The organism is Hwanghaeella sp., from assembly GCF_965227365.1.
Taxonomy (GTDB): domain Bacteria; phylum Pseudomonadota; class Alphaproteobacteria; order UBA8366; family Aestuariispiraceae; genus Hwanghaeella.
This window is the reverse complement of record NZ_OZ245754.1, coordinates 4878914-4901144: the sequence shown is the minus strand read 5'-3', so window position 1 is coordinate 4901144 and position 22231 is coordinate 4878914. Positions and strand designations below refer to the sequence as shown.

Genomic DNA, 22231 nt, shown 5'->3' with positions numbered 1-22231 from the left:
ATCAGCCCTCCGATTTCGCGGCGATCTCGCCTGCAGTCTTTTCCAGGATGGCAATCGCTTCATCGCAATGTTCTTCCCCGGCGATCAGCGGCGGTAGAAGACGCACCACGTTGTCGCCCGCGCCGACCGTCAGCATGCCGTTCGCCATCAGGGCCTTCACCATGTCGCCGGCAACGACGCCCCCGGTGCATTTCAGACCCAGCATCAGGCCCGCGCCGCGAACCTTCTCGAAGACGGTCGGGTTGGCCGCGACCAGTTTCTCCAGCTCGGCCCACAAATAGCGGGAAACCGTATCGACATGGTCCAGGAAACCGTCCTTGGTCATGATGTCCAGGACCGCATTGCCGACCGCCATGGCCAGCGGATTCCCGCCGAACGTCGTGCCATGATAGCCGGGATCAATGCCGCTTGCGCCCTTGTCGGAGGCCAGGATCGCCCCCATCGGGAAACCGCCGCCGATGCCCTTGGCCGACGCCATGATATCCGGTGCAATGCCGGCCCATTCATGCGCCCACATCTTACCGGTACGGCCCATGCCGCATTGGATTTCGTCGAACACAAGCAGAATGCCGAATTCGTCCGCCGTCGCCCGCAGCGCACGCAGGTAATCGAGAGACGCAGCATTGATGCCGCCTTCGCCCTGGATTGGTTCCAGCGCGATCGCCGCCGTCTTGTCCGTGATGGCATCCCGCAGGGCATTCATATTGCCGAAGGGCACATTGTCGAAACCATCCGCCGCCGGGCCGAAACCTTCCAGATATTTCGGGTTGTTCGCCGCGGCGATGGTCGCAAGCGAGCGGCCGTGGAAGGCGCCCTGAACCGTGATGGTCCGCCACTTTTCAGGCTGCCCTTTCTTGAAGTGATAGCGGCGCGCCAATTTGATCGCCCCTTCCATCGCTTCCAGACCGGAATTGCAGAAAAAGACCTGATCAGCGAAGGAATCCTGGGCCAGCCGTGCGGCAAGCCGCTCCTGATCGGGGATCTGGAACAGATTGGTCACATGCCACAGTTTCGCGGCCTGGTCCTGCAGGGCCTTCACCATATGCGGATGACTGTGGCCGACCGAGTTCACCGCGATGCCGCCGTAGAAATCCAGATATCGACGCCCGTCCGTCGCATACAGGTACATGCCCTCGCCGCGCTCGAAGGTGAGCGGGTAGCGGGCATAGGTGTTCATGACAGCGGATTTGCGAGTTTCGGACGTCATTTCTCTCTCCATGGTCCAGGGTCGGGCCGTGACCCAATCCGCGCCGCATTCGACCCCTTCTGGTTCTGAAACGAGGGCCTAAAATGCTGAACCGCCGGACGGGGTCCAGCGGCGCGGTGAAAATCGGTATTTGAAAGCCTAACCGACCAAATAACACCCATGCGCCGCCGCGATGGTTCCGCGACGTCGGCGCAGGCGGGCAAGCCGCTCTATGGTCTTCAATCCGATCATGGATTGCGTTTAGCGGAAAGCACGGCGCCACGCAAGGAGAACGGCGATCAGGCCTTCACCTTGTACCCGACGGCGACGAGGCGCAGCGCGACAACGCATAGGATGGCGGCAAGCCCGCCGACGACCGTGACGCTGACCCAGACCGGCGCATCCGCATATCCGGTCATGGCGTATCGGAATCCGTTCACGAGATGAAAGACAGGGTTCGCCATCATCATGGTTCGAAAAGGCTCGTCCAAGGCATCGATGGTAAAGAAGCTGCCGGACAGGAACAGGAGCGGGGCCAGAACGAAGGTCTCTTTGGCCGCCAAGGAATCCCAGCGATGCGATTGCATCCCCGCGATCAGACCGAACAGCGCCAGGATCACGCATCCCGTCAGCAGGAAGTAGACCATCACCGCCACATGGACGGGCAGCCCCGCCCCGAAAGGAAGCAGGACCAACCATACGGGAAGGCCGATACAAATGCCGGTGACCATCGCGCCGATAGTGTAGCCGGTCAGGATTTCCCCTGCATTCAGCGGCGCCCCGAAAACGTCGGCAATGGTCCCTTCCAACTTCTCATGCACCATGGAGAAGGCCGTCGATTCAAAACTGCGCTGAACCGCCGCCGCTATCACCAAACCGGGCGCGAGGAACTCCAGAAATGGCAGACCGCCGATTTCGGCAATCCGAGACCCCACGGCCAGGGAAATCACCAGGGCAAACAACAGCGCCTGCAGGGCCGGACCCAGCAGCACCAGTTTGAATGCCAGGAATTCGGCAACTACTTGCCGCCAGATCAGCGTTGCCACGCCCAGGGTGTTCAAGCCGGATATCCGTCGGGCCGCCAAGGTGATCTTCGGCGCGGTGCGGCGGCGCGACGTATCCTCCCGCGATGCCTCCGCCAACAACATCATATCAGGCCTTCAGCTTGTAACCGGTTGCGACCATACGCCATGCCAGCAGGCCGAGTGCCGCATTCACGCCCGCCATCACGACCATGCCGATCCAGGGTGCAGTATCGGACTGGCCGATGGCGCCATACCGGAATCCGTCGATCATGTAGAAAAATGGATTGTAATGGGCCAGGGTATAGAACGGCTCCGGCAATCGGGCGATGGAATAGAATGTCCCCGACAGGAAGGCGAAGGGCGTCACCACGAAATTGGTGATTGCCGCGACATGGTCGAATTTGTCGGCCCAGATCCCGCCGATCATCCCCAGAAAAGCCAGCATCATCGAGGCGGCAATACCGTGATAAACAAGGTGCAGCAGACTGTGCACCTCCATCGTCACGAAAAAGGACATGCCGATCCAGGTCGTCAGCCCGACAATCACGCCGCGCGTCACGCCGCCCATCGCATAGGCGACGACGAATTCGGTCGGGCTGATCGGCGGCATGATAACGTCGACGATATTGCCCTGCATCTTCGAACTGACCAGTGAAGACGAGGTATTCGCGAAAGCGTTCTGCGCCATTGCCATGGTGATCAGACCCGGAGCCAGAAACTGGCTGAAGGGGATGCCGCCGATCGTTTCGACCGCCCGTCCCAGCGCCAACGTGAAGATCGCCAGGAACAACAGGCTGGTAACCATCGGCGCGGCGACGGTTTGCGTGAAGACCTTCAGGAAGCGGTGGACCTCCTTTTTGTAAAGAGACCACAGGCCGTACCAATTGACGGCGCCGAACCGTTTGGGGGTCAAGCTGACCCCGATTGTCTGTTGAGAGTCCATGGCGGGAACAATCCGCTGTTTCTTGTTCTTGGGGGGCGGTTGAATGCCGCGGACCATAAAGTGCGGCACATGTCCCGGCAAGAGAAGCCATAGCTCCCGAACGACCGACCACACGCCAACGCATGCCAAAGATTGGACATGGATCGTGAGGAATATACCTTTTTTGTACACACGATTTGGTCAGCGCTCGCTGCCGCAAGGCTTTCCTATGAGGCCGCCGACCAAAATTATTGTCGATTAGGTACTACCGTGAAATCACGCGTGCGAGTTTCAGTTTTCTTTATGTCACTGGCAGGAATACTCGCTGCAAGTGTGGGCTCTTTGCTTTGGAGCGTCATTAATCCAAAGGGGTTTGAGGATCTTTCATCTGCACTCTTGACGATTTCGATCATCTTGGGGGCAGTTTTTGGCGCGATTGTTGGCGAAGATCCTATGTCCAAGTTTGTTTCAGACAGCCCACTACATTCAAAGACTCTGCGTCGAGCTGCCCTCGGCGGAGGTATCTCCGCGCTCATTGCAGTCGCAATACCCAGCATTCTGATCGCTTTGTTCTTCAGCATGCCGTTTTTTGGAGCGGAGCCGCTATCAGCACTTACAGCTTTCCTGGCCGTGGGGTTATGGACGCTTGGATTCGTTCTGACGATATTCGGGCTACCTGCAGTGCTGCTTGGCAGCCTGTGCGGCATCCTTATCCAAATAACTTGGTCGAAATACGGTCGACAGGCCTAGAAATGGTAAACGGCGGCGCCATATGACGCCGCCGTCTTTAAACCAGGAGACCGATGTCGGATGGGAGGGGCAGGTTTCGCCACCAGTCTTCCGGCTTCCCATTGCCGACCCGTGGGCCGGCGTGAACTAGCACATCCACAAGTAAGTCACTCACCAGGGGTATCCGTCCCTGATCACGGTTTGATAGTACGTCCGGCTTGACCGAGCGGCTGTGACCGGTGTCACTTGGATTGTGACAAACGCCTATTTTTCTGTTGAGGATGTCAATGGCCGTTGACAATCGGCAAAATTCCAGCCGCCCGAGACGAGGACCCAAGAAGGCCACGCCGGAGAGGTTGGAAAAATCCGCGCTGTTCTATCTGGAGCGGTTTGCCAGTTCCTCGGAGAATCTACGCCGAGTGCTCATGCGCCGGGTAGAGGCCAGCGCCAAGGAACACGGGACCGACAGGGAAGAAGGTGCTCGGTTCATCGACAGCCTGATCGAACGGTATCAGCGGGCGGGCCTGCTGGATGATGCGGCCTATGCGGAAGCGAGGGTGACCAGCCTGCACCGACGGGGGCTGTCGGACAGGGCGATTGCAATGAAACTGCGCCAGAAAGGCGTACCGGCGGAATTGATCGACCGTAGTCTGGAGGCCCTGCGGGAAGAACATCGCGCCGATGGCGCCGACGCGAACCGCGAAGCCGCCATGAACTATGCCCGTCGCCGCCGCATCGGACCCTTCCGGCAAACGGCGAGACAGGAAAACCGGGACCGGGATCTTGCCGCACTGGGACGCCAGGGGTTCGACTATGAAACCGCCCGCAGGATCGTGGACGCGGAGACGGAAACGGAATTATAGCCGGCCATTGCGCTCAATTGTTCGAGTGCCATGGGCCCTTCCGGGGTCAATCGACCCCGGTGACCGGATTGGGAATGTTTTCCAGCACATTCATCAAGCCGGTCGAATAGGCCTCCCGAATGCTCTCCCAGGCTTCGTCATTGCCGCTGTATTTCCGCAGCCCGTCGGTCGAGAAACTGTCCTTTTTGTAACATAACAGATCGATCGGCGGCCCGACCGAGAGGTTGGACCTGATCGTCGCGTCAAAGGACAGCAGGGCGAGTTTAGCCGAATGCGCGATGGAACTATCGAAATGAAGGGCGCGGTCCAGGATCGGCTTGCCGTATTTCGTCTCTCCGATCTGCAGGAATTGGGTCCGCGGTGTCGCCTCGATGAAGTTCCCGGCGGGATACATTTGGAAAAGCCGCGGACGATCGCCCCGGATCTGACCGGCGATCAGGAAGCTGCCCGTCGCATCGCCATAGGGCCGAACCGCTTCCTGGTCCTGATTTAGAACGGCGCGGTAGGTGTCGCCGACAACCACCGCCGCGTCGAACAGCGATTCAACCGCCATCAAATCGCGTTCCCCGCCATGACCGGCCGCTTGGCGAAGCAAGGTTACGACAGCTTGCGTTGTCGCCAGATTCCCTGCCGAGAGCAGAGCGATCATGCGTTCACCCGGCATCTTGAACGTGGCCAGCTTGCGAACGAGGGCAATCTGATCGACGCCGGCATTCGTCCGGGAGTCGGAGGCAAGCACCAATCCTTCCGGCAACAGGATTCCCAAGCAATAAGTCATTGGTTCCTCCCCACTGTCCGGATTATTCTCCGGATACATTTCCGGTTTTGGTTCCGGATCGTCTGGTTGTTTCAGGTTCGACCGATTGGAAAAAGAAATGGACCTTCAACCCATTCTGGACGGGATCGCCGACAAGATCGGACCGCACCTGTCAGAGGGCCGCGTCGCCGACTATATACCCGCCCTGGCCCGAGTCGAGCGAGAACAATTCGGCATGGCCGTCATCACCTGCAAGGGTGAAACCGCACAGACGGGAGCGGCCGATACGGTGTTCTCGATCCAATCGATTTCCAAGGTCTTCACCCTGACCATGGCGCTCGGCAAAATCGGCAACGACCTGTGGGAACGGGTCGGTCGCGAACCCTCCGGCTCGGCCTTCAACTCAATCATCCAATTGGAACGGGAACACGGCATTCCCCGGAACCCGTTGATCAACGCGGGCGCCATTGTCGTCACCGACGTCATTCTGTCGAACCGGGCAGATCCCGGCGGCCGGGGCAGCGGCGAGGCCGGGATCGACGCTATCCGCGAAATTCTCGACTTCATGCGCTCGACCGCGCATGACGAGACGATCGCCATCGACCGGGAAGTAGCCGAGTCCGAAGCCGCGCATGGTTTCCGCAACGCCAGCCTGGCGAACTTCATGAAAAGTTTCGGCAATATGGAAAACTCGGTCGAGCGCGCCTTGCGGGTCTATTTCCATCAATGCGCCATCGCCATGAGCTGCAAGCAGCTTGCCCGCGCCGGACTGTTCCTGGCGGCGGACGGCCGCGACCCGATCAGCGGGAAGAGGATCGTCACGCCCTCGCGGGCGCGGCGGATCAACGCCATCATGTTGACGTGCGGCCATTACGACGCGTCGGGTGATTTCGCCTTCAAAGTCGGTCTACCGGGCAAGAGCGGTGTCGGCGGCGGCATATTATGCATCGTGCCCGACATTGCGGCCCTCGCCGTGTGGTCCCCCGGTTTGAACAAGAACGGGAATTCCCATGCCGGCACCCTGGCGCTGGAAATGCTGGCACGGGAAACCGGCTGGTCGATTTTTTGACCCATCCTTCCCGACAGGGCGCCTGCTTCCGCCTGGGCCGGAATCTCCAAAGCGTGCCGCCTAACCTTGCCCTGCCCGGAAGGCTTGCCTATATCCGGGCCGCGTCCTTCCGTTTGGGGGCCTTTCATCGAAAGGCCGGAAAGGACGACACCGCGAGACTGTGGAAGAGCACTGCTAGCTAGAAGGCCGTGCAGGAGGAAAACATGGCGGACACCGCGACTAAGACGGAAAAACATTCCTTTCAGGCCGAAGTCGGCCGGCTTTTGGATATCGTTGCCAATGCGCTTTACAGCGAGCGGGAGATCTTCCTGCGGGAATTGATCTCCAACGCCGCGGATGCCTGCGACCGGCTGCGCTATCAGGCCCTGACCGAGCCCGCCCTGTTGGACGGCGGGGCCGATTTCCAGATCGATCTCTCCTTCGACAAGGACGGCAAGACGCTGACCATTTCCGACAACGGGTCGGGCATGACCAAGGATGAATTGATCGGCAACCTGGGCACCATCGCGCGATCCGGTACCTCCAATTTCGTGTCCCAATTGACCGGCGATCAGAAGAAGGACGTTTCCCTGATCGGTCAATTCGGCGTCGGCTTCTATGCCGCCTTCATGGTGGCGGACACGGTTCATGTCGTCAGCCGCCGCGCCGGCGAGAAGGAAGCCTGGCAATGGGTCAGCGACGGCCGGGGCGATTTCACGATCGAACCCGCTTCCCGCGACACCCGTGGCACCACCATCACCCTGCACATGAAGGATGATGCGGTCGAGTTTTTGGCCGAGCAGCGGATCGCCCAGATCATCAAGACCTATTCCGATCACATCCCCTTCCCGATCAAGATCGCCGGCGAGGGTGAGGATTATCCGAAACAGCTGAACGCGGCCTCCGCGCTGTGGACCCGCAACAAATCTGAGGTCGACGAACAGCAGTACAAGGAGTTCTACCACCACGTATCGCACGCCTTCGACGATCCGTGGGCCACCCTGCATTTCCGGGCCGAAGGCGTCATCGAATATGCCGGTCTGATCTTTATCCCCACCATGCGGCCCTTCGACCTGTTCCATCCGGACCGCAAGTCGAAGCTGAAACTGTATGTGAAGCGCGTCTTCATCACGGATGAATGCGAGGACCTGGTTCCGTCCTGGCTGCGTTTCCTGCGCGGGGTCATCGACTCGCAGGATCTACCGCTCAACATTTCGCGCGAGATGCTGCAGAACAATCCGGTCGTTTCCAAGATTCGGTCAGGTCTCGTCAAACGCGTTCTGGGCGAGCTTTCGAAGAAGGCCGACAAAGATGCCGACGCTTATGCGACCTTCTGGGACGCCTTCGGCGCCGTCTTGAAGGAAGGCGTATACGAAAGTCTGGAACACCGCGACGAGTTGATGAAGCTGATGCGCTTCAAATCGACGACGCGGGAAGGCTGGGTCTCGCTCGCGGATTATGTCGCGGCAATGAAGGAAGGCCAGGACACGATTTATTACATCGCCGGCGACGATCAGGATACGTTGAGCCGTTCCCCGCAACTGGAAGGCTTTGCCGCGAAAGGGGTCGAGGTCCTGTACATGACCGACCCGGTCGACGAGTTCTGGATCCCGTCGGTCGGCGAATTCGATGGCAAGGCGATCAAATCCGTCACCCGCGGCGGCGCGGACCTTTCCAAGATCAAGACGGTGGAAAAGGACGACGAGAAGAAAGATGCCGACAAGTCAGAGGACAATGCGTCGGCCGAGACTGTCGATGCCCTGGTCACCGCGCTACGCGACGCCCTGGGCGACGCCGTCAAGGATGTGCGTAAGTCCGACCGACTGACCTCCTCCCCCTGCTGCCTCGTCGCCGATGAGGGCGCGATGGACATGCATCTGGAACGACTTCTAAAGCAGCACAAGCAGTTGGACCAGGGTGCGCCGCGGATTCTGGAAATCAATCCCGGGCATGCGTTGATCAAGGCACTGTCGGAAAAGGCGGCGGGCGACGTCAAGGACGCGGCCTTCCTGCTGTTGGACCAGGCGCGGATCATGGAAGGCGAGCCCTTGCCGGATCCGGCGGGTTTCGCGCAACGCATGACGTCGGTCATGACCAAGGCGATTCGCTGACGGCCCCTCTTTCCTCGGCGTGCCGGCGCGTGAACGGCCGGCCGCCGCAGGAATGCCCCGGCCGCTGAGGTCTTCCGCCCGGCCGCAAACAATGCTATTGCCGCCGTTATGTTGAAAAAGCGCGGTTATCGGGATTGGGCTGGCGATGTCGACGGTTATGGCGACTCGTTGGAAATCCGCGTCTTTGCGGTTCGCCTGGACGAAGAGAAGGTCCTGCCGAAGAAAACTCAGCGCCACGCCGCGAAACGGCATCTGCCGCCGGTCTCGCTAAAGGCGAACCCGCTGGAACGGGACGAACGAATCCGCGCCCTCCTCCACTTCGCCGAAAAATTTCAGGACTGACGGCAAACGGCCGCCTAATAGCCAGGCGTCAGGCCGATCGCATAGTCGATCAATGCCAAGGCTTCGCGGCTGTCCCATTCGGCAGGCCCGGCCATCGCCCCCCAGACGCTTCCATCACGGCCCAGCAGGAAGGTGGTCGGTAATTCCGACATCCGGAAATGGTCGAATGTTTCACGACCCTTGCCGATATAAGGCGCAAGGTTTTCCAGACCGTGTTTGTCCAGAAAGGCTGTAACAATGTCGGGTCCCTGGCTGTCGACTGAAATCGCCACGACCGCGAAGTCCTCTCCCCCGCGTAACAGTTGAAGATTGTCGAGCGCCGGCATCTCGGCCACACAAGGCGGGCACCACGTCGCCCAGACATTCACCAATACGACCTTGCCTTCGAAATCGGCCAGCGAAACCTTTTCGGTACTGCCGACGCGGTCAAACAGGTAAGGCGGGATCCGTGTCGGTTTCCATCGCCAGGTGAATGCGCGTTTTTCCCCGGTCAGGGCCGGTGGATCGCCGTACCACGAACCACCGACAATCGCGGCCCCCGCCTGCAAGTCCGCGGCATGGGCGGCCGGACCGTCTACTGGGATTCCGTTTCCTCCGTCCGTCCCCCCATACGGCGGGGCCAGAAAGAAAAGCAGCAGAAACAGAAACAACAGTTTTTGCATTTTGGACAAAGACCGCATCGATCGAGTATCCGCAGGTCAAAACACGAATTCAATCAGCATCCCTGCGGCGTCACGACATGTTGAGAAAATTCTGATATGAGAACATCCTATAATACCACAAACAAATGTCTCCTACATTCGATTGAATAGGGCTTGATACAAAGGGTTAATGACCCGCAAGATGCGCTCGACCCCAGTTCGGCCCTGGTTGGGCCGTGATTTCAAATCTGGCATAAATGGTTTTGTGGAACACCATGACGCCCGACCCTAAGACCCTGCTTAACTGGCAATATGCCCGCCTGCCCATTTCTGCGGACCCTGAAGAATTCGGTCCATTCGCCGATCTGGTGCGGATCTGGAACTCGAAACGCGGCCGGTCCGGCGCCCTTCCGGCACGCCGGGATTTCGACTTCACGGATTTCCGGTCCTGGCTGGGCAAGGTTTCGATCGCGAGGATCGAACGGAAGCCGTTTCAGATCCGCTTCGTGCTGTGGGGCACGCAGCTGACCGAATGGTGGGGCGTCGATTATACGAACAAGGTCCTGGGGGAAGCGTCGCTCACGCCGGAGGCTTGGAAACTCGTCGAAGGCCGGTATTTCGAGATCATGGACAACGATCCCTTCATCGGCATCGTCAACGGGTATCTGGACCAGCACGACCGCCCTTACATGAAGGTCATGGGCATCGACCTGCCGTTGTCCGACGGCAAGGGATTGTCCCATGTCATCAGCGCCCATATCGAGATCGAGCCCGAATCCAGGGTGGAATCGATCCTGCACAATCGCGCGCCCCTGGAATACATCTGACGCCGAGGCACTGGCCCGCGTAACCCAATCTGCCGCCCAAGTGTCAAAAACAAACGGGGAGCAACGCCGTCAGGCGTCACCCCCCGCTGCGATCGATCATGTCTTGATCAGGACTTTCGATTGTTCCGCAGGGTGCCCAGGCGCAGGCGCAATGCGTTCAACTTGATGAAACCTTCCGCGTCGTGCTGATCATAGACGTCGTCTTCTTCGAAGGTCACATGCGCCATGGAATACAGGCTGTCATCCGACTCACGGCCGATGACGCTGACGGACCCCTTGTAGAGTTTCAGGCGGACCTTGCCGTTTACGCGCTCCTGGCTCTTATCGATAAGGGCCTGAAGCATCTCGCGCTCCGGCGAGAACCAGAAGCCGTTATAGATCAGCTTGGCGTATCGCGGCATCAACTCGTCCTTGAGATGCATTGCCTCACGGTCGAGGGTCAGGGATTCCATCGCCCGATGTGCCGCGACAAGGACAGTGCCGCCCGGGGTTTCGTACACGCCGCGCGACTTCATGCCGACAAAGCGGTTCTCCACGAGGTCCAGGCGACCGACGCCGTTGGCACCCGCCAATTCGTTCAACTTGGTCAACAGGGTAGCCGGCGACAGACGCTCGCCGTCGATCGCGACGGCATCGCCCTTCTCGAACGCAATTTCGACCACGGTCGGCACGTCCGGGGCTTCCATCGGATCAACAGTGCGGGAATAGACATATTCCGGCGCCTCTTCGGCCGGATCTTCGAGCACTTTGCCTTCCGCGGATATGTGCAGCAGGTTCGCGTCGACGGAAAACGGCGCTTCGCCGCGCTTGTCCTTGGCGATCGGAATCTGGTGCTGTTCGGCAAATTCGATCAGCTTGGTCCGGGACGTCAGATCCCATTCACGCCAGGGCGAAATGACCTTGATGTCCGGCTGCAGCGCGTAATACCCCAGTTCGAAGCGAACCTGGTCGTTGCCCTTGCCGGTCGCACCATGGCAGACGGCGTCCGCCCCGGTCTGCCGTGCGATTTCGATCTGGCGCTTGGCGATCAGCGGCCGCGCGATCGAGGTACCAAGCAGATAGACGCCTTCATAAAGCGCATTGGCCCGGAACATCGGGAACACATAGTCGCGGACGAATTCTTCCCGGAGATCCTCAATGAAAATCTCCTTCACACCCATCATTTCCGCCTTCTGGCGGGCCGGGCCGAGCTCTTCCCCCTGCCCCAGATCCGCGGTGAAGGTCACCACTTCGCATTGATAGGTGTCCTGCAGCCATCGCAGGATGATCGAGGTATCCAAACCGCCGGAATAGGCCAACACAACTTTTTTGACGGAGGATTTCGCCGCGGCTTTCATCACTGAATTCCCGATTGAAATGAAGTTTCAGACAGCCGCGTTCTAGACCAAAATCCAGCGTTGTCAAATCAGCCGGAACCGCAGGCAGGCTTTGCCGTTGCGCCCGCGTAGCCGCCGATTATTTGGACAATGCCAGATGCGCGCCCAATCCGACCAGCACGGTCCCGCCGGTCCATTGTGCGATCCGCTGTGCCGTGCGTGTCTTCTTCAATCCGTTCAATACCTGGTGCGTCAACAGGACCGCGACGAGGTCCGCCATGGAGAAGGCGCAGCCGACGATCAAACCCAGAATCAGGAATTGCACCCAGACAGGGAAGGTCGCTGCCGGATCGGCAAACTGCGGCAGGAACGCAATGAAGAAGAGGGCCGTTTTCGGGTTCAAGACCTCCACCATAACGCTGTGCAGGAAGGCGCGGGCGCTTTTCCGTGGCGGCAGGTTTGCCGGCGCACGGCCTTCTTCGGCAAAGGACGGATCCATCTTGGTCCGGATGATTCCGATACCCAACCAGATAAGGTAAATAGCCCCGACAATCTTTAGGGCCGTATAAGCGGCGGGCACATGGGCGAAGACGGCGGAGAGGCCGGCCGCCGCCGCGATGACGTGAACGAGGCCCCCGATATGCAGTCCGAGCGCGGCCATCAATCCGCCCCGTTTACCATATGCCATGGTCTGCGCGGCGGTATAGAGCAGCGCCGGGCCTGGCAGAAATGCAAAGACCATCGTCGCGGTAAAGAATGGTAGAAGGTGATTCCAATCCGGCACGGCTTCGTCCCCATGTGTTCAGACGGGGTCGACGCTACAATGCCTCTTAAAGATTGATAAGCGCCAATTCAGACGGCGGCAGGGGTCAGATCTGGATGAAGATCCAGGACGGTCGCCAATTCGGGGAAGTCCCACTGCCGGTTTGGAATTGTGTAACCGGCGCCGTCGAGTGCCTGACCGATTTCCGCGATGACCGGCTTTGCCAGCATGGCGCCTTGGCAGGACATCAAATTCGCCAGGACGGCACACCGCATGCGTTGTGATTGCGTCGACAAAACGAAAAGCAATCGTTTTTCATCCGGGATCAAAGGCGCGGTCAATTCAGCTGCCGCCAGACGGGGGCGCTTCTTTTCCAAGGCGAGTATCGTCATCAACGCGTCGAAAGGGCCCAGCGCGGGGCGAATTCCAGCCTTGGTGAAGGCGGTTTCCAGCGGACCGAGGGTCGGCACGCCGCCCTCCTGCAGCAACCGCCAGAAGCGGGACGACCAAACCATGAACTGTTCGGTGAACATGAGGTCCCAATAGCCGACCCGGGCGACCGGCACTTGTGCCTGTTGAAACCGGTGGACGGGTCCCGCGACGGTGACATCCGGTTTCTCTTGGCGTGCCGGCCGCCCGGGGCAGCGGACCGATGACACGGGTCGGGCGTTGGCGGCCGGGTCCGGATTTTCACCGGGAAGGACAAACCGGATCCGACGGCCTTTCGCCTGATGCGTCATCGGCAGAGCTCCAAACAGCAGATACTCAACATGCAACTGCGACTGACTTGCAATTGCATAATCAGTTTGTAGCAGCAGTGACTTTCCGGGCGCAAGAGGAAAAAGCAGCTAATTGCGAATTTTTCTCAATTGGCCGCTCGGTACCCAGAAATGCCTTGGTGGGTCTTGTCGGGACGCCGCGGCTTGCCCCTCCCAAACCATTCATTTTTCTTTGACATGCAGGCATTCCCGTAGATTGATATTCAATATTGACGACATAAGGATGAGATCATGCAGGCGGATTGGGACGATATCCGCATATTCCTGGCGATCGCACGGGGCGGAAGCCTGACCCGTGCGGCTTCTACCTTGCAGATCAGCCAGCCGACCGTGGGCCGGCGATTGAAGAAACTTGAAGATGCGTTTCAGGCCCGCTTGTTCGATCGGCTGCCGGACGGGTTCGCCCTGACACCGGAGGGCACCGCCCTTCTGCCCAAGGCGGAGGCCATGGAAGCCGCCGCCGCGGCACTAACGGCGGAGGCGGACGGTCTTTCCCCGGACGCAGAGGGCACCGTGCGCCTGTCAGTCGACGAGGTCGTGGCGCAAATACTGGCGCCGTTACTGCCGAATTTGCGGAATAGGCTTCCCGCCGTCGAGCTGGAAATCGGTATCGAGCATCTCTTCGCCAGCCTGACCCGGCGGGAAGCGGATATTCTTGTCCGTGACCGGCCGCCTCAGAACACCAACCTGATTGCCCGAAAGTTGTTCGATCTGGACTACGCCGTCTATGGCGCGGTCAATTACGTGAACGCAAACCCCGCCGCAAAAACCGGCGATCGGTACAGGGAATGCGATTGGATCGGCTACGACGCGCTGCACCGATACTTCGCCGGCGGGGAGTGGCTGCAGGAACGGCTCGGCAACCGCGCGCCGGTCATCCGCCACAACGATGCCGCGATGATGGGGGATTTCGTGGCGGCGGGAAGCGGCCTTGGCGTTTTACCGATGATCCTGGCAAACAGGTATCCCAACATTGTCCGTCTGACCGACCCGATCGAGGACCTGCGGCGGACGGTGCATATCTACGTGCATCAGGACATCCGCCGCGTCGCCGCCGTCCGTGCGGTCATGGACGCGCTGGCGGAAGAAACGCGGTCGATTGAAACCGCGTTACTCATCCCGCCAGCCAAATAGACCAAGCGCCTAGCGGTTGGCGAATGTGCGTTCCATTTCGCGCCGGACCTGCACCGCCTGCATGCCTTCGTCGACCTCGACATCGTCCCAGGTCAGCGGCGCACCCTTCGCCACCTTGTTCTTGAGCTTGAAGCCATGTGCCAAGCCGATCGGCAGCCCGCCGAGGGCGAGCGAGGCAGACGCCGGCATCAATTTACCGTAGACGCAGAACCCGCCCTCACCGTCCAGCATGTCGCCGGGTTTCAAATCCTTCTTGGCGGTCGCGACGGCGTCGCCGCGCCAATATCGCGATTCACCCGTGGCTTCGCCGCGCAGGGCGGCATTGGCGACACTGATTCCGAGTTCCAGGCCGATCAGGTGATAAGGCTTGTACATGCACCCGTACTTGCCGGTGCTGTCCACCTTCATGCCGTATTCCCACATACAGCGTTTCGCATAGTCATTTGGCGCCTCGAAGGTGACATAGACACCCCAGCGCAGATCCCGAAACACGTCACGGCCATCGCGCTCGTTACAGGCGATGACTTCCACCGTACCCTTTTGCTTGATCTGTCCGCCGTCGCTTTCCGGGCGCAGGACGGTCGTCAAATCATCGACACCGCAGGGGAAGAAACTGAGTCCGTCAGAAGGCGGCGTCAGGTCGCAGGCATTGGCGACTGCCGCCATCTCGATTGCCGATTTCGTACCGTCCATGAAGCTGGCGAACATCTGCGGGTTCATGCCGCCGGCCGCCGCCTGTTCCGCCGTCAGCCCGTAATGACCCCAGACCGTGTCGGGGTTGATGTCGTGATAACCGGGGATGTACTTCGTCCCCTTACCTGCGCAGGTGACGTCGAACCCTATCGCGCGGACCCAATCCACCATCTCTGAAATCAGTGCGGGCTGATCACCGTATGCCATGGTGTAGACGACGCCGGCATCCCGCGCCTTCTGCGCCAGAAGCGGGCCGGCCAGCACGTCCGCCTCCACATTCACCATCACGATATGCTTGCCGTGATCGATCGCGGCCAGCGCATGTTTGATACCGATCGGCGGAATACCGGTCGCATCGATGATGACATCAATGCGGGGATCGGCGATCAGTCCCAGGGAATCGTCGGTGACGAAGGTACCGCCACTCGCAACCGCATCATCAAGATTCTTTGCATCCGCCTTACCTTCCGGCCAGCCCACATTGCGACACGCCGTCTTGGCCCGGTCGATCCCCAGATCGGCGATCCCGGCTAGATGAAGGCCGGGTGTCGTCGGCACCTGGGACAGGAACATCGATCCGAATTTGCCCGCCCCGATCAAGGCGGCGCGCACGGGTTTGTCGTCTGCTGCGCGCTGGCGCAGCATGCTGGTAAGGTTCATGCCTGGGGTTCCTCCCGCGGGGGTTTTCTGTTTTAGAACGACTGGTCGTTTGCGGACGATACTACTCGGCCGCAGCAGCTTCGACAGCCATTTCCTTCAGACAATTGTCCGCCAGGCTTTCGATCGGGGTGAAATCCCGATGGGCGATCCATTCCTTGCGTGTGAATTTGGTGATGTGGTTGTTCACTTCGCACAGGCTCAGATAAACGATCGTCCGCGGCATGGGAGAGATATTCGGCGGGCTGGCATGGACCAGGGTGCCATGGAACATCAGGACGGAGCCCGCCTTGCCGGTCGGCGCGACACAGCCGCCTTCTTCCGCAAGCTTCGTGACCGTTTCCCGATCCAGGGTCCAGAGAGGATAGGACGTGGTCTCCAGATCATGTCCCGCTTTGACCACGCCATGCTTGTGGCTGCGGGGAATGAAAAGCAGCGGCCCGTTGGCCGCGGTCACGTCGTCCAGGAACAAGGCAATGTTCATCGCCCGCGCCGTCGGCATGCCGTCATCCCGCTGCCATGTTCCATAGTCCTGATGCCATTGCCAGACATCGCCGTCGAAGGCCGCCTTCGCGTTGATCTTGAACTGATGCATGTAGACGTCGCCGTCCAGCAGCTGTTTTACGGGTTCGACCAAACGAGGGTGACGGCCCAGCCGGCGGTAGGCTTCGTTATAGGTCTGCGCCGCGAAGGCAGTGCGGGCGACTCCGTTCGATTCACGCCAGACCTCTTCCCGGTCCGACGCATAAATCGCTTCCGCTTCCCGGCGCAGAACAGCGACCTCGTCCTCGTCAAACATTTCCGGCAGGAAAAGATATCCTTCCCGGTCGAATTCCTCACGCTGGGCGTCGGTCAGTTTCATGCGTTCCTCCTGGGTTTCCTCATGGCATCGTCTTCAAACGCGATGCTTTTTCCTTGGTTGATGCATTGGTTACGCACTGATCGCCAGGTCTTGCTCCAACTGTGCGATCAGATATTCCGCGGCCTGGGTCACATGTTTTTCAGCCAGTTTCCCGGCCCGCTTTGAGTCGCCGGCCACAATGGCCTCGGCAATTTCCGCATGCTCCCCCCACACCGATCGGCGTTGCGCACCGTCGCGCAGAACCGCCCCCATGACCCGTTTGATATGGCGCCAATGGACGTCGGAGGTTTCAGCGATCAACGGGTTACCGGCGAGGGTGTAAATGGTTTGGTGGAATCTCGCATCGGCTTCTATCAAGTCGCTCACGCTGCCGGATGCGAGGAGCGCCCGCCCCTGTTCCAGCGCCTCAGACAACATCGCTTCTGCCGACGGGTTCCCGGCAGCTTCCCGCGCCGCCAATCGATCCAACGCGCCGCGAATAGCATAGACGCAGCGCGCCAGTTCCGGGTTGAGCGGCGTTACACGATGACCTTTGCGCCCCGCAGGTTCGACAAACCCCTGTTTCTTCAACAGCACCAGCGCCTGAACGACCGGCTGGCGGGAGACATTGAGCGTCTCGGCGATCTGTTCCTGCACAACCGGCTGCCCCGGGGCAAGACTGCCGCTGCAGATCGCGTCGAGGACCGAGTCATAAACCTGATCCACGAGGTTCGGAGTGAGGGCGAGCGGCTTCATCGGCATATCCATACCGTATTCTGTATACAGAAAACGAATCAGGCAAGCCTCTTTTCACCGATGGCGGGTCAATGGCGGTTCACCCCTCCGCGACCGATGCCTCCAATGCCTCCATGTCATCGTCGGAAAGACCGAAATGGTGACCGATTTCATGAATCAGCACATGCCGAACCAGATGCTCCAGGTCCTCCCCCGTTTCGCACCAGTAATCCAGGATCGGCCGCCGGTATAGGAACACGACATCCGGGTCGGGCGACGGATCGGCGAAACTTTTCTGCGTCAGGTCCACTCCCTGATACAGGCCCAGCAGGTCGAAAGGCGATTGCAGTTCCATGTCGCGACAAATTTCCTCATCGGGAAAATCTTCGACCCGGAACAGGATCGTGTCGGTCATCTGGCGTAGTTCGACGGGAATCGACGCAAAGGCGCGTTCCGCCATGACCTCGATATCGGCAAGGGACGGCGGCGCTTCGAACACGCCGGACTGACTTGAGGAGGATCGATTGTTTGCGTTACCCATACCGCGGTTATAGTGACAAAAAGACGAATAGAAAGAGGTGCACGATGCCCGCAGCGGAGAAATTGACCCCGGATGCCCGGGCGGCGGCGCTGGGCGGCCTGTCCGACTGGTCCGATACGGCGGATGGCCGCGACGCCATTACCAAGAGTTTCCGGTTCCGGAGTTTCGTCGAGGCCTTCGGATTCATGACGCAGGTGGCGTTGAAGGCGGAAAAGATGGACCATCACCCTGAATGGTCCAACGTCTACGGCACGGTCGACGTGGTCCTGACGACCCATAGTGCCGACGGCGTCACCGAACTGGATGTAAAATTGGCGCGTTTCATGGACGCGCTGCAGGAGAGGATGAAGAGTTGACGATGCGGTTTCTGCGTTTTGCTGTTCCATTGCTCATGATTGGCGTTCTCGCCACGTCGGCCCCTGCGCGGGCGGACACAATCAGTGACGGACTGGCAGCCCTGCAATTGGGCGAGTTCGACGAAGCCCGGGAAGTTTTCACCGCCGAAGCCGAGGCCGGCAATTTGATCGGTGAGTTCATGCTCGGCGTCATGGCAGAACAGGGATTCGGCGACCGGCGCGATCCGGAAAAAGCGGCGACATGGTACAAGAGCGCGGCAGACAAGGGCATGGCGTCGGCAGCCTACAACCTCGCGCGGCTTTACGAGCGCGGCTACGGTGTCGAGCAGGATTTCGGCAAGGCGCATGGTTACTTGCTGCAGGCGGCCGAAGAAGGTCATGGCAAGGCAATGCACGGCCTGGGCCGTCTCTATCAGGGCGACGACCTGGGTACGCCCGATCTGGCGGAGGCACTGAAATGGTACTCCGCCGCGGTAACCCATTTGAACAACGCGGACCGCGCGGTGGCGGTTACCAGTATCGACGATCTGCACAAACTAATGACAGCGGATCAGATCCAGGACGGCGATGCCCGCTACGAGGCCTGGATCGCGGATCATCCGCCGAAAAACTGACAAGGTTTCTCCGGATCGATTATCCGGCGCGTTTGGTGGCGGCGGTCAGCAGGCCGGCGCCGATCAACAGGCTGCCTCCTGTCCGCTGAACCCATTTCATCGCGCGGTCACCCAGGAAACTCTGACGCGCTTTCGAGGCAAAGACCGCATAGGCGCCGTCACTCAGGAACGCCAGCGCCACAAAAGTTGCCGTCATCAGGATCGCCTGCGGCAGTGCCGGCGCCGCCGGGTTCATGAATTGCGGCACGAAGGCCACCAGGAACATGACGATCTTCGGGTTCAGGATGGTCGTGATGAAGCCATGGGCGAAAGTCGATCGCTGCCGGGGCTTTCCGCCCGCCGCATCGTCGATTTTCAGCATTGTGTCCGCCTTGGCCCGCCACATCTGGATGCCCAGATAGACGAGATAAGCCGCGCCGACCCATTTCATAATCGTGAAGGCGGTGGCGCTGGCGGACAGAACGGCGCCCAAACCGGCGAATGTGATGCCGAAGGCGCAGGCCGTTGCCAGGCAGGACCCGGCAACTGCCCATAACGCGGGGCCGCGGCCGCGCGTCAACGCATAACCGACGACAAGAAGGACGGTGGGCCCCGGAATGATCAAAAGAACTTCCGTGGCCACCGCATAGGCAATCCATGTCTCCCAACTCATCCCGGCCTCCCGAAACAGAATTCGAGACAAGTTAAGACAGAGTTGGAAACAGCAGGCAAAACTTATTGCCGTGCTTATTGTGGCGCCAGACGCACCGCGCTGTCGATGCGCACCGTTTCGCCGTTCATCACCGGACTGTCGATCATGAACAAGACGAGATCGGCATATTCCTTCGGCGTGCCGAAGCGCTGCGGGAAAGGCAGCGTCGCCGCCAGACTGTCCTGCACGTTCTGCGGCATGCCCAACAGCATCGGCGTTCCGAAAAGGCCGGGCGCGATGGCCAGCACGCGGATGCCGTGCCGGGCAAGGTCCCTCGCCGCTGGGAGTGTCAGGGCATGCACCCCACCCTTCGACGCCGCATAAGCCGCCTGACCGATCTGCCCTTCGAAGGCCGCAACCGACGCGGTCGAGATGATGACGCCGCGTTCTCCGTCCGCATTCCGTTCCCGTGCCGTCATCTGGTTGGCGGCGAGCCGCATGATGTTGAAGCTGCCGATCAGGTTCACCTCGATGACCTTGCGGAATTCGTCCAACGGCATGGGACCGTCACGGCCGACGATCCGCTTGGCCGGGGCAATGCCCGCACAGTTGACGGCAACACCCGTCGGACCGTGAGCGGCCTGGGCCGTTTCCATAGCGGCTTCGGCGCTGGCGGCGTCCGAGACATTGCACTCGACGGCGACACCGCCGATCTCATCGGCCAAGGCGCGCGCCGCATCCATGTTCAGGTCCAACACGGCCACTTTCGCACCGCGTCCTGCCAGGGCCTTTGCCGTACCCGCGCCGAGCCCCGATGCGCCGCCCGTCACTACCGCGCCAACACCATCGATATCCATCGGAAACCTCCCTGCTGTCGATCCAATTGACTCCGCCATAAATTGGCTGGCCACGGCCTATAGCAGACACGTCAGGAATAGCCCATATAGGTTTCATGGGTAAGAACAGTACAGGTAAATGGGTGCCGGACCTGCCGGCCCTGGCGGCACCGGAACGGGAAGGCGAAAACCAGCGCACCGTCCGCGATCGCTTCTGGCCGAAACTGCGCAGTTTCCTGGGCCGGGTACCCTTCGCTGAGGAGGCCGTGGCCGGCTTTTATGCCGCCCGCGATCCGACAACGCCCAGGCGGTCGAAATTGCTGCTGCTGGCGGCCCTTGCCTATTTCATCGCACCGACGGACGCGGTGCCCGACTTCATTGCGGCCCTGGGATTCACCGACGATGCCGCCGTGTTCTGGGCCGCGTGGCGACTGGTCCAAGACGAAATAAAACCCGTACATCGGCAAAAGGCGAAAACCGCCCTCACGTCTCTGAAAAAGGACGAATCCGCCGATGCTGCCGAGATTGAATGACGTCCCCTTGCCGGCCCGCGCCCTGGGTTTGGCCGGTCTGATTCCCTTCGTCGCCTGCGCCGCGGCGGTCTGGACCACCGTTCCCCTGCTGCAGATTGAAGGAACCCGGCTGCTGATGGGTTATTCGGCCGTGATCCTGACTTTTCTGGGCGGGGTGCATTGGGGCAAGGCGCTGGCGGACAGGCCCGTCTTGAACGGTGAGATCGATGGTGATTTGAACTGGCTCCGCTTGGGCTGGTCGGTCACGCCGTCCCTTGTCGCCTGGATAGCCCTTTTGATGAGCCCGGTTGCGGCGCTTATTCTGTTCATGGCCGCCTTTGTCGCCGCCTTCCTGGTCGACCGTCAGGCGGTTCGCATCGGTTTCTTTCCGGAATGGTATCTACCGCTGCGGAAAGTCTTGACCCTCGGCGTCCTGGCCTGCCTGATCGCCACGTTGATACGGTTCAGGATAGAGGCGGGGGTATGACGGAAGACAGCAGGACGGTTTGGCTGGAGGTAGCGATCAACGGACCGTGGTCGCGCGACCTGCAGCCGTTGGCCCCGCGCAGCGACGACGCGATCATCACCGATGGAATTGCCTGTGCCAAAGCCGGCGCGAGCATCATCCACCTTCACATTTTTGACGAAACCGGTGATCGGCAAGTCGACGACGCCGGCCAATATGCCAGGATCATTCGGGCGATCCATGAAGAAACCGGCGCCATCGTCTATGGCACCCTGCCCTTCCATGCCAGTTCGGCGGAACGGCCCCTGTCCGCGGTCGAGCGTTATGCTGCTGTCGAGGAAATGGCGAAGGACGGCGTGATCGAATGGTCGATCGTCGACCCGGGTTCGGTGAATGTCTCATCCTTCCAAGGGATGAAGGAGGGGCGCGAAGGCTTCGTCTATCTGAACCCGGAGGATCACATTCGACGCGGTCTTACCCTTGCCCGCGACCATGGTTTCACCCCGTCCTACGCGATCTACGAGCCCGGTTTCGTTCGCCAAGGCGCGGCCCTGCACGCGGCGACGCCGGGCGCCCCGCAGCCTGTCTATCGGTTCATGTTTTCGCAGGCCTATTCCTTCGGTTTTCCGCCCGAACCCTATGCGCTGGATGCCTATCTGCAATTGTTGAAAAACGCTGCGCCCGGCGCACCCTGGATGGTCGCCGGACTCGGCGTCGATATCACGCCGATGATCGGGCCGGCAGTCAAAGCCGGCGGCCATGTCCGGGTCGGCCTGGAGGACGCCCCGATGCGCGACAAACGCTCCAATCTCGACTGGATCGCCATCGCCGTCGACGAGATCACAAAGGCCGGCGGCCGGGTGGCGGCGCCGGACGAGGTCCGCGCCGCCCATAAATCCTGACCCG

At 60.2% G+C, this 22231-nt stretch carries 26 protein-coding genes; 12 read left to right on the top strand and 14 right to left on the bottom strand.

Features of this window, described 5'->3' with window-relative positions:
* Position 1 precedes the first annotated feature (1 nt).
* The 3 genes from ACQK2G_RS22505 to ACQK2G_RS22495 all read right to left on the bottom strand — a co-directional run bounded on the left by ACQK2G_RS22505 (position 2) and on the right by ACQK2G_RS22495 (position 3154).
* The gene (locus tag ACQK2G_RS22505; RefSeq protein ID WP_425407281.1) at positions 2–1207 is read right to left on the bottom strand and encodes an aspartate aminotransferase family protein; all 1206 of its coding nucleotides are present in this window, start codon (positions 1205–1207) and stop codon (positions 2–4) included.
* Between the two features lie 278 nt (positions 1208–1485).
* Positions 1486–2337: an ABC transporter permease gene (locus tag ACQK2G_RS22500; RefSeq protein WP_425407280.1), complete on the bottom strand. Its 852-nt coding sequence runs from the start codon at positions 2335–2337 to the stop codon at positions 1486–1488.
* 1 nt (position 2338) lies between these two features.
* The gene (locus ACQK2G_RS22495) at positions 2339–3154 is read right to left on the bottom strand and encodes an ABC transporter permease (protein WP_425407279.1); all 816 of its coding nucleotides are present in this window, start codon (positions 3152–3154) and stop codon (positions 2339–2341) included.
* 138 nt (positions 3155–3292) lie between these two features.
* On the opposite strand from ACQK2G_RS22495, the gene ACQK2G_RS22490 reads away from it, so the two are divergent.
* Positions 3293–3883 (top strand): hypothetical protein, encoded by a 591-nt coding sequence (locus ACQK2G_RS22490; protein WP_425407278.1) that lies wholly within the window; start codon positions 3293–3295, stop codon positions 3881–3883.
* 266 nt (positions 3884–4149) lie between these two features.
* Entirely contained in the window at positions 4150–4725 is a 576-nt protein-coding gene (locus tag ACQK2G_RS22485; protein WP_425407277.1) for a regulatory protein RecX, read from the top strand.
* 46 nt (positions 4726–4771) lie between these two features.
* On the opposite strand, the gene ACQK2G_RS22480 is transcribed toward ACQK2G_RS22485, so the two are convergent.
* The gene (locus tag ACQK2G_RS22480) at positions 4772–5503 is read right to left on the bottom strand and encodes a peptidase (RefSeq protein ID WP_425407276.1); all 732 of its coding nucleotides are present in this window, start codon (positions 5501–5503) and stop codon (positions 4772–4774) included.
* A gap of 97 nt (positions 5504–5600) precedes the next feature.
* On the opposite strand from ACQK2G_RS22480, the gene ACQK2G_RS22475 reads away from it, so the two are divergent.
* The 3 genes from ACQK2G_RS22475 to ACQK2G_RS22465 all read left to right on the top strand — a co-directional run bounded on the left by ACQK2G_RS22475 (position 5601) and on the right by ACQK2G_RS22465 (position 8983).
* Positions 5601–6551, top strand: coding sequence for a glutaminase (locus tag ACQK2G_RS22475; RefSeq protein WP_425407275.1), 951 nt, complete (start codon positions 5601–5603; stop codon positions 6549–6551).
* Between the two features lie 203 nt (positions 6552–6754).
* Positions 6755–8641 carry a molecular chaperone HtpG gene (htpG, locus tag ACQK2G_RS22470; RefSeq protein WP_425407274.1) on the top strand — a complete coding sequence of 629 codons (1887 nt, stop codon included), beginning with the start codon at positions 6755–6757 and terminating at the stop codon, positions 8639–8641.
* 108 nt (positions 8642–8749) lie between these two features.
* Positions 8750–8983, top strand: a complete 234-nt coding sequence (locus ACQK2G_RS22465; RefSeq protein WP_425407273.1) for a hypothetical protein — start codon at positions 8750–8752, stop codon at positions 8981–8983.
* A gap of 14 nt (positions 8984–8997) precedes the next feature.
* Here ACQK2G_RS22465 and ACQK2G_RS22460 read toward each other — a convergent pair whose 3' ends face one another.
* On the bottom strand, positions 8998–9663 hold the full coding sequence (locus ACQK2G_RS22460) for a TlpA disulfide reductase family protein (RefSeq protein WP_425407272.1): 666 nt from the start codon (positions 9661–9663) through the stop codon (positions 8998–9000).
* Between the two features lie 236 nt (positions 9664–9899).
* Here ACQK2G_RS22460 and ACQK2G_RS22455 point away from each other — a divergent pair, with 236 nt between their 5' ends.
* Positions 9900–10451: a PAS domain-containing protein gene (locus ACQK2G_RS22455; protein WP_425407271.1), complete on the top strand. Its 552-nt coding sequence runs from the start codon at positions 9900–9902 to the stop codon at positions 10449–10451.
* 107 nt (positions 10452–10558) lie between these two features.
* On the opposite strand, the gene ACQK2G_RS22450 is transcribed toward ACQK2G_RS22455, so the two are convergent.
* From ACQK2G_RS22450 to ACQK2G_RS22440, 3 genes are all read right to left on the bottom strand, one after another.
* Positions 10559–11788 carry an argininosuccinate synthase gene (locus ACQK2G_RS22450; protein ID WP_425407270.1) on the bottom strand — a complete coding sequence of 410 codons (1230 nt, stop codon included), beginning with the start codon at positions 11786–11788 and terminating at the stop codon, positions 10559–10561.
* A 118-nt stretch (positions 11789–11906) separates the two neighbouring features.
* Positions 11907–12551: a LysE family translocator gene (locus ACQK2G_RS22445; RefSeq protein ID WP_425407269.1), complete on the bottom strand. Its 645-nt coding sequence runs from the start codon at positions 12549–12551 to the stop codon at positions 11907–11909.
* 68 nt (positions 12552–12619) lie between these two features.
* Complete coding sequence (locus ACQK2G_RS22440) at positions 12620–13270, bottom strand: hypothetical protein (protein WP_425407268.1); 651 nt, start codon at positions 13268–13270, stop codon at positions 12620–12622.
* Between the two features lie 270 nt (positions 13271–13540).
* On the opposite strand from ACQK2G_RS22440, the gene ACQK2G_RS22435 reads away from it, so the two are divergent.
* Positions 13541–14443: a LysR family transcriptional regulator gene (locus tag ACQK2G_RS22435; RefSeq protein WP_425407267.1), complete on the top strand. Its 903-nt coding sequence runs from the start codon at positions 13541–13543 to the stop codon at positions 14441–14443.
* Between the two features lie 9 nt (positions 14444–14452).
* Here the strand turns inward: ACQK2G_RS22435 and ACQK2G_RS22430 are convergent, their stop codons facing one another.
* The 4 genes from ACQK2G_RS22430 to ACQK2G_RS22415 all read right to left on the bottom strand — a co-directional run bounded on the left by ACQK2G_RS22430 (position 14453) and on the right by ACQK2G_RS22415 (position 17910).
* Positions 14453–15796, bottom strand: a complete 1344-nt coding sequence (locus ACQK2G_RS22430; protein ID WP_425407266.1) for an NAD(P)H-dependent oxidoreductase — start codon at positions 15794–15796, stop codon at positions 14453–14455.
* A 61-nt stretch (positions 15797–15857) separates the two neighbouring features.
* The gene (locus tag ACQK2G_RS22425; RefSeq protein WP_425407265.1) at positions 15858–16655 is read right to left on the bottom strand and encodes a phytanoyl-CoA dioxygenase family protein; all 798 of its coding nucleotides are present in this window, start codon (positions 16653–16655) and stop codon (positions 15858–15860) included.
* 69 nt (positions 16656–16724) lie between these two features.
* Positions 16725–17390: a GntR family transcriptional regulator gene (locus ACQK2G_RS22420; protein ID WP_425407264.1), complete on the bottom strand. Its 666-nt coding sequence runs from the start codon at positions 17388–17390 to the stop codon at positions 16725–16727.
* A gap of 79 nt (positions 17391–17469) precedes the next feature.
* Positions 17470–17910, bottom strand: a complete 441-nt coding sequence (locus ACQK2G_RS22415) for a metallopeptidase family protein (RefSeq protein WP_425407263.1) — start codon at positions 17908–17910, stop codon at positions 17470–17472.
* A 44-nt stretch (positions 17911–17954) separates the two neighbouring features.
* Between ACQK2G_RS22415 and ACQK2G_RS22410 the strand changes: the two genes are divergently transcribed.
* Complete coding sequence (locus tag ACQK2G_RS22410; RefSeq protein ID WP_425407262.1) at positions 17955–18266, top strand: 4a-hydroxytetrahydrobiopterin dehydratase; 312 nt, start codon at positions 17955–17957, stop codon at positions 18264–18266.
* A 2-nt stretch (positions 18267–18268) separates the two neighbouring features.
* Positions 18269–18880, top strand: a complete 612-nt coding sequence (locus ACQK2G_RS22405) for a tetratricopeptide repeat protein (RefSeq protein ID WP_425407690.1) — start codon at positions 18269–18271, stop codon at positions 18878–18880.
* A gap of 19 nt (positions 18881–18899) precedes the next feature.
* Here the strand turns inward: ACQK2G_RS22405 and ACQK2G_RS22400 are convergent, their stop codons facing one another.
* Both ACQK2G_RS22400 and ACQK2G_RS22395 read right to left on the bottom strand, forming a co-directional pair.
* Positions 18900–19532, bottom strand: coding sequence for a LysE family translocator (locus tag ACQK2G_RS22400; RefSeq protein WP_425407261.1), 633 nt, complete (start codon positions 19530–19532; stop codon positions 18900–18902).
* Positions 19533–19606: 74 nt separating this feature from the next.
* Positions 19607–20368 (bottom strand): SDR family NAD(P)-dependent oxidoreductase, encoded by a 762-nt coding sequence (locus ACQK2G_RS22395; protein ID WP_425407260.1) that lies wholly within the window; start codon positions 20366–20368, stop codon positions 19607–19609.
* A 95-nt stretch (positions 20369–20463) separates the two neighbouring features.
* Here ACQK2G_RS22395 and ACQK2G_RS22390 point away from each other — a divergent pair, with 95 nt between their 5' ends.
* From ACQK2G_RS22390 to ACQK2G_RS22380, 3 genes are read left to right on the top strand one after another with little or no spacing between them, the layout of a single operon-like run.
* On the top strand, positions 20464–20880 hold the full coding sequence (locus ACQK2G_RS22390; protein WP_425407259.1) for a YkvA family protein: 417 nt from the start codon (positions 20464–20466) through the stop codon (positions 20878–20880).
* Positions 20861–21346 (top strand): DUF3429 domain-containing protein, encoded by a 486-nt coding sequence (locus ACQK2G_RS22385; protein WP_425407258.1) that lies wholly within the window; start codon positions 20861–20863, stop codon positions 21344–21346. Before ACQK2G_RS22390 ends, ACQK2G_RS22385 begins: the two co-directional genes overlap by 20 nt.
* Positions 21343–22227 (top strand): 3-keto-5-aminohexanoate cleavage protein, encoded by an 885-nt coding sequence (locus ACQK2G_RS22380; protein ID WP_425407257.1) that lies wholly within the window; start codon positions 21343–21345, stop codon positions 22225–22227. Before ACQK2G_RS22385 ends, ACQK2G_RS22380 begins: the two co-directional genes overlap by 4 nt.
* Positions 22228–22231: the final 4 nt, after the last annotated feature.

Bases quoted from the DNA above. Each gene is read 5' to 3' on its own strand.
- ACQK2G_RS22505 (WP_425407281.1), bottom strand. From the start codon at position 1,207: ATGACGTCCGAAACTCGCAAATCCGCTGTCATGAACACCTATGCCCGC.
- ACQK2G_RS22500 (WP_425407280.1), bottom strand. From the start codon at position 2,337: ATGATGTTGTTGGCGGAGGCATCGCGGGAGGATACGTCGCGCCGCCGC.
- ACQK2G_RS22495 (WP_425407279.1), bottom strand. From the start codon at position 3,154: ATGGACTCTCAACAGACAATCGGGGTCAGCTTGACCCCCAAACGGTTC.
- ACQK2G_RS22490 (WP_425407278.1), top strand. From the start codon at position 3,293: ATGGATCGTGAGGAATATACCTTTTTTGTACACACGATTTGGTCAGCG.
- ACQK2G_RS22485 (WP_425407277.1), top strand. From the start codon at position 4,150: ATGGCCGTTGACAATCGGCAAAATTCCAGCCGCCCGAGACGAGGACCC.
- ACQK2G_RS22480 (WP_425407276.1), bottom strand. From the start codon at position 5,503: ATGACTTATTGCTTGGGAATCCTGTTGCCGGAAGGATTGGTGCTTGCC.
- ACQK2G_RS22475 (WP_425407275.1), top strand. From the start codon at position 5,601: ATGGACCTTCAACCCATTCTGGACGGGATCGCCGACAAGATCGGACCG.
- htpG (WP_425407274.1), top strand. From the start codon at position 6,755: ATGGCGGACACCGCGACTAAGACGGAAAAACATTCCTTTCAGGCCGAA.
- ACQK2G_RS22465 (WP_425407273.1), top strand. From the start codon at position 8,750: ATGTTGAAAAAGCGCGGTTATCGGGATTGGGCTGGCGATGTCGACGGT.
- ACQK2G_RS22460 (WP_425407272.1), bottom strand. From the start codon at position 9,663: ATGCGGTCTTTGTCCAAAATGCAAAAACTGTTGTTTCTGTTTCTGCTG.
- ACQK2G_RS22455 (WP_425407271.1), top strand. From the start codon at position 9,900: ATGACGCCCGACCCTAAGACCCTGCTTAACTGGCAATATGCCCGCCTG.
- ACQK2G_RS22450 (WP_425407270.1), bottom strand. From the start codon at position 11,788: ATGAAAGCCGCGGCGAAATCCTCCGTCAAAAAAGTTGTGTTGGCCTAT.
- ACQK2G_RS22440 (WP_425407268.1), bottom strand. From the start codon at position 13,270: ATGACGCATCAGGCGAAAGGCCGTCGGATCCGGTTTGTCCTTCCCGGT.
- ACQK2G_RS22435 (WP_425407267.1), top strand. From the start codon at position 13,541: ATGCAGGCGGATTGGGACGATATCCGCATATTCCTGGCGATCGCACGG.
- ACQK2G_RS22430 (WP_425407266.1), bottom strand. From the start codon at position 15,796: ATGAACCTTACCAGCATGCTGCGCCAGCGCGCAGCAGACGACAAACCC.
- ACQK2G_RS22425 (WP_425407265.1), bottom strand. From the start codon at position 16,655: ATGAAACTGACCGACGCCCAGCGTGAGGAATTCGACCGGGAAGGATAT.
- ACQK2G_RS22420 (WP_425407264.1), bottom strand. From the start codon at position 17,390: ATGAAGCCGCTCGCCCTCACTCCGAACCTCGTGGATCAGGTTTATGAC.
- ACQK2G_RS22415 (WP_425407263.1), bottom strand. From the start codon at position 17,910: ATGGGTAACGCAAACAATCGATCCTCCTCAAGTCAGTCCGGCGTGTTC.
- ACQK2G_RS22410 (WP_425407262.1), top strand. From the start codon at position 17,955: ATGCCCGCAGCGGAGAAATTGACCCCGGATGCCCGGGCGGCGGCGCTG.
- ACQK2G_RS22405 (WP_425407690.1), top strand. From the start codon at position 18,269: ATGCGGTTTCTGCGTTTTGCTGTTCCATTGCTCATGATTGGCGTTCTC.
- ACQK2G_RS22400 (WP_425407261.1), bottom strand. From the start codon at position 19,532: ATGAGTTGGGAGACATGGATTGCCTATGCGGTGGCCACGGAAGTTCTT.
- ACQK2G_RS22395 (WP_425407260.1), bottom strand. From the start codon at position 20,368: ATGGATATCGATGGTGTTGGCGCGGTAGTGACGGGCGGCGCATCGGGG.
- ACQK2G_RS22390 (WP_425407259.1), top strand. From the start codon at position 20,464: ATGGGTAAGAACAGTACAGGTAAATGGGTGCCGGACCTGCCGGCCCTG.
- ACQK2G_RS22385 (WP_425407258.1), top strand. From the start codon at position 20,861: ATGCTGCCGAGATTGAATGACGTCCCCTTGCCGGCCCGCGCCCTGGGT.
- ACQK2G_RS22380 (WP_425407257.1), top strand. From the start codon at position 21,343: ATGACGGAAGACAGCAGGACGGTTTGGCTGGAGGTAGCGATCAACGGA.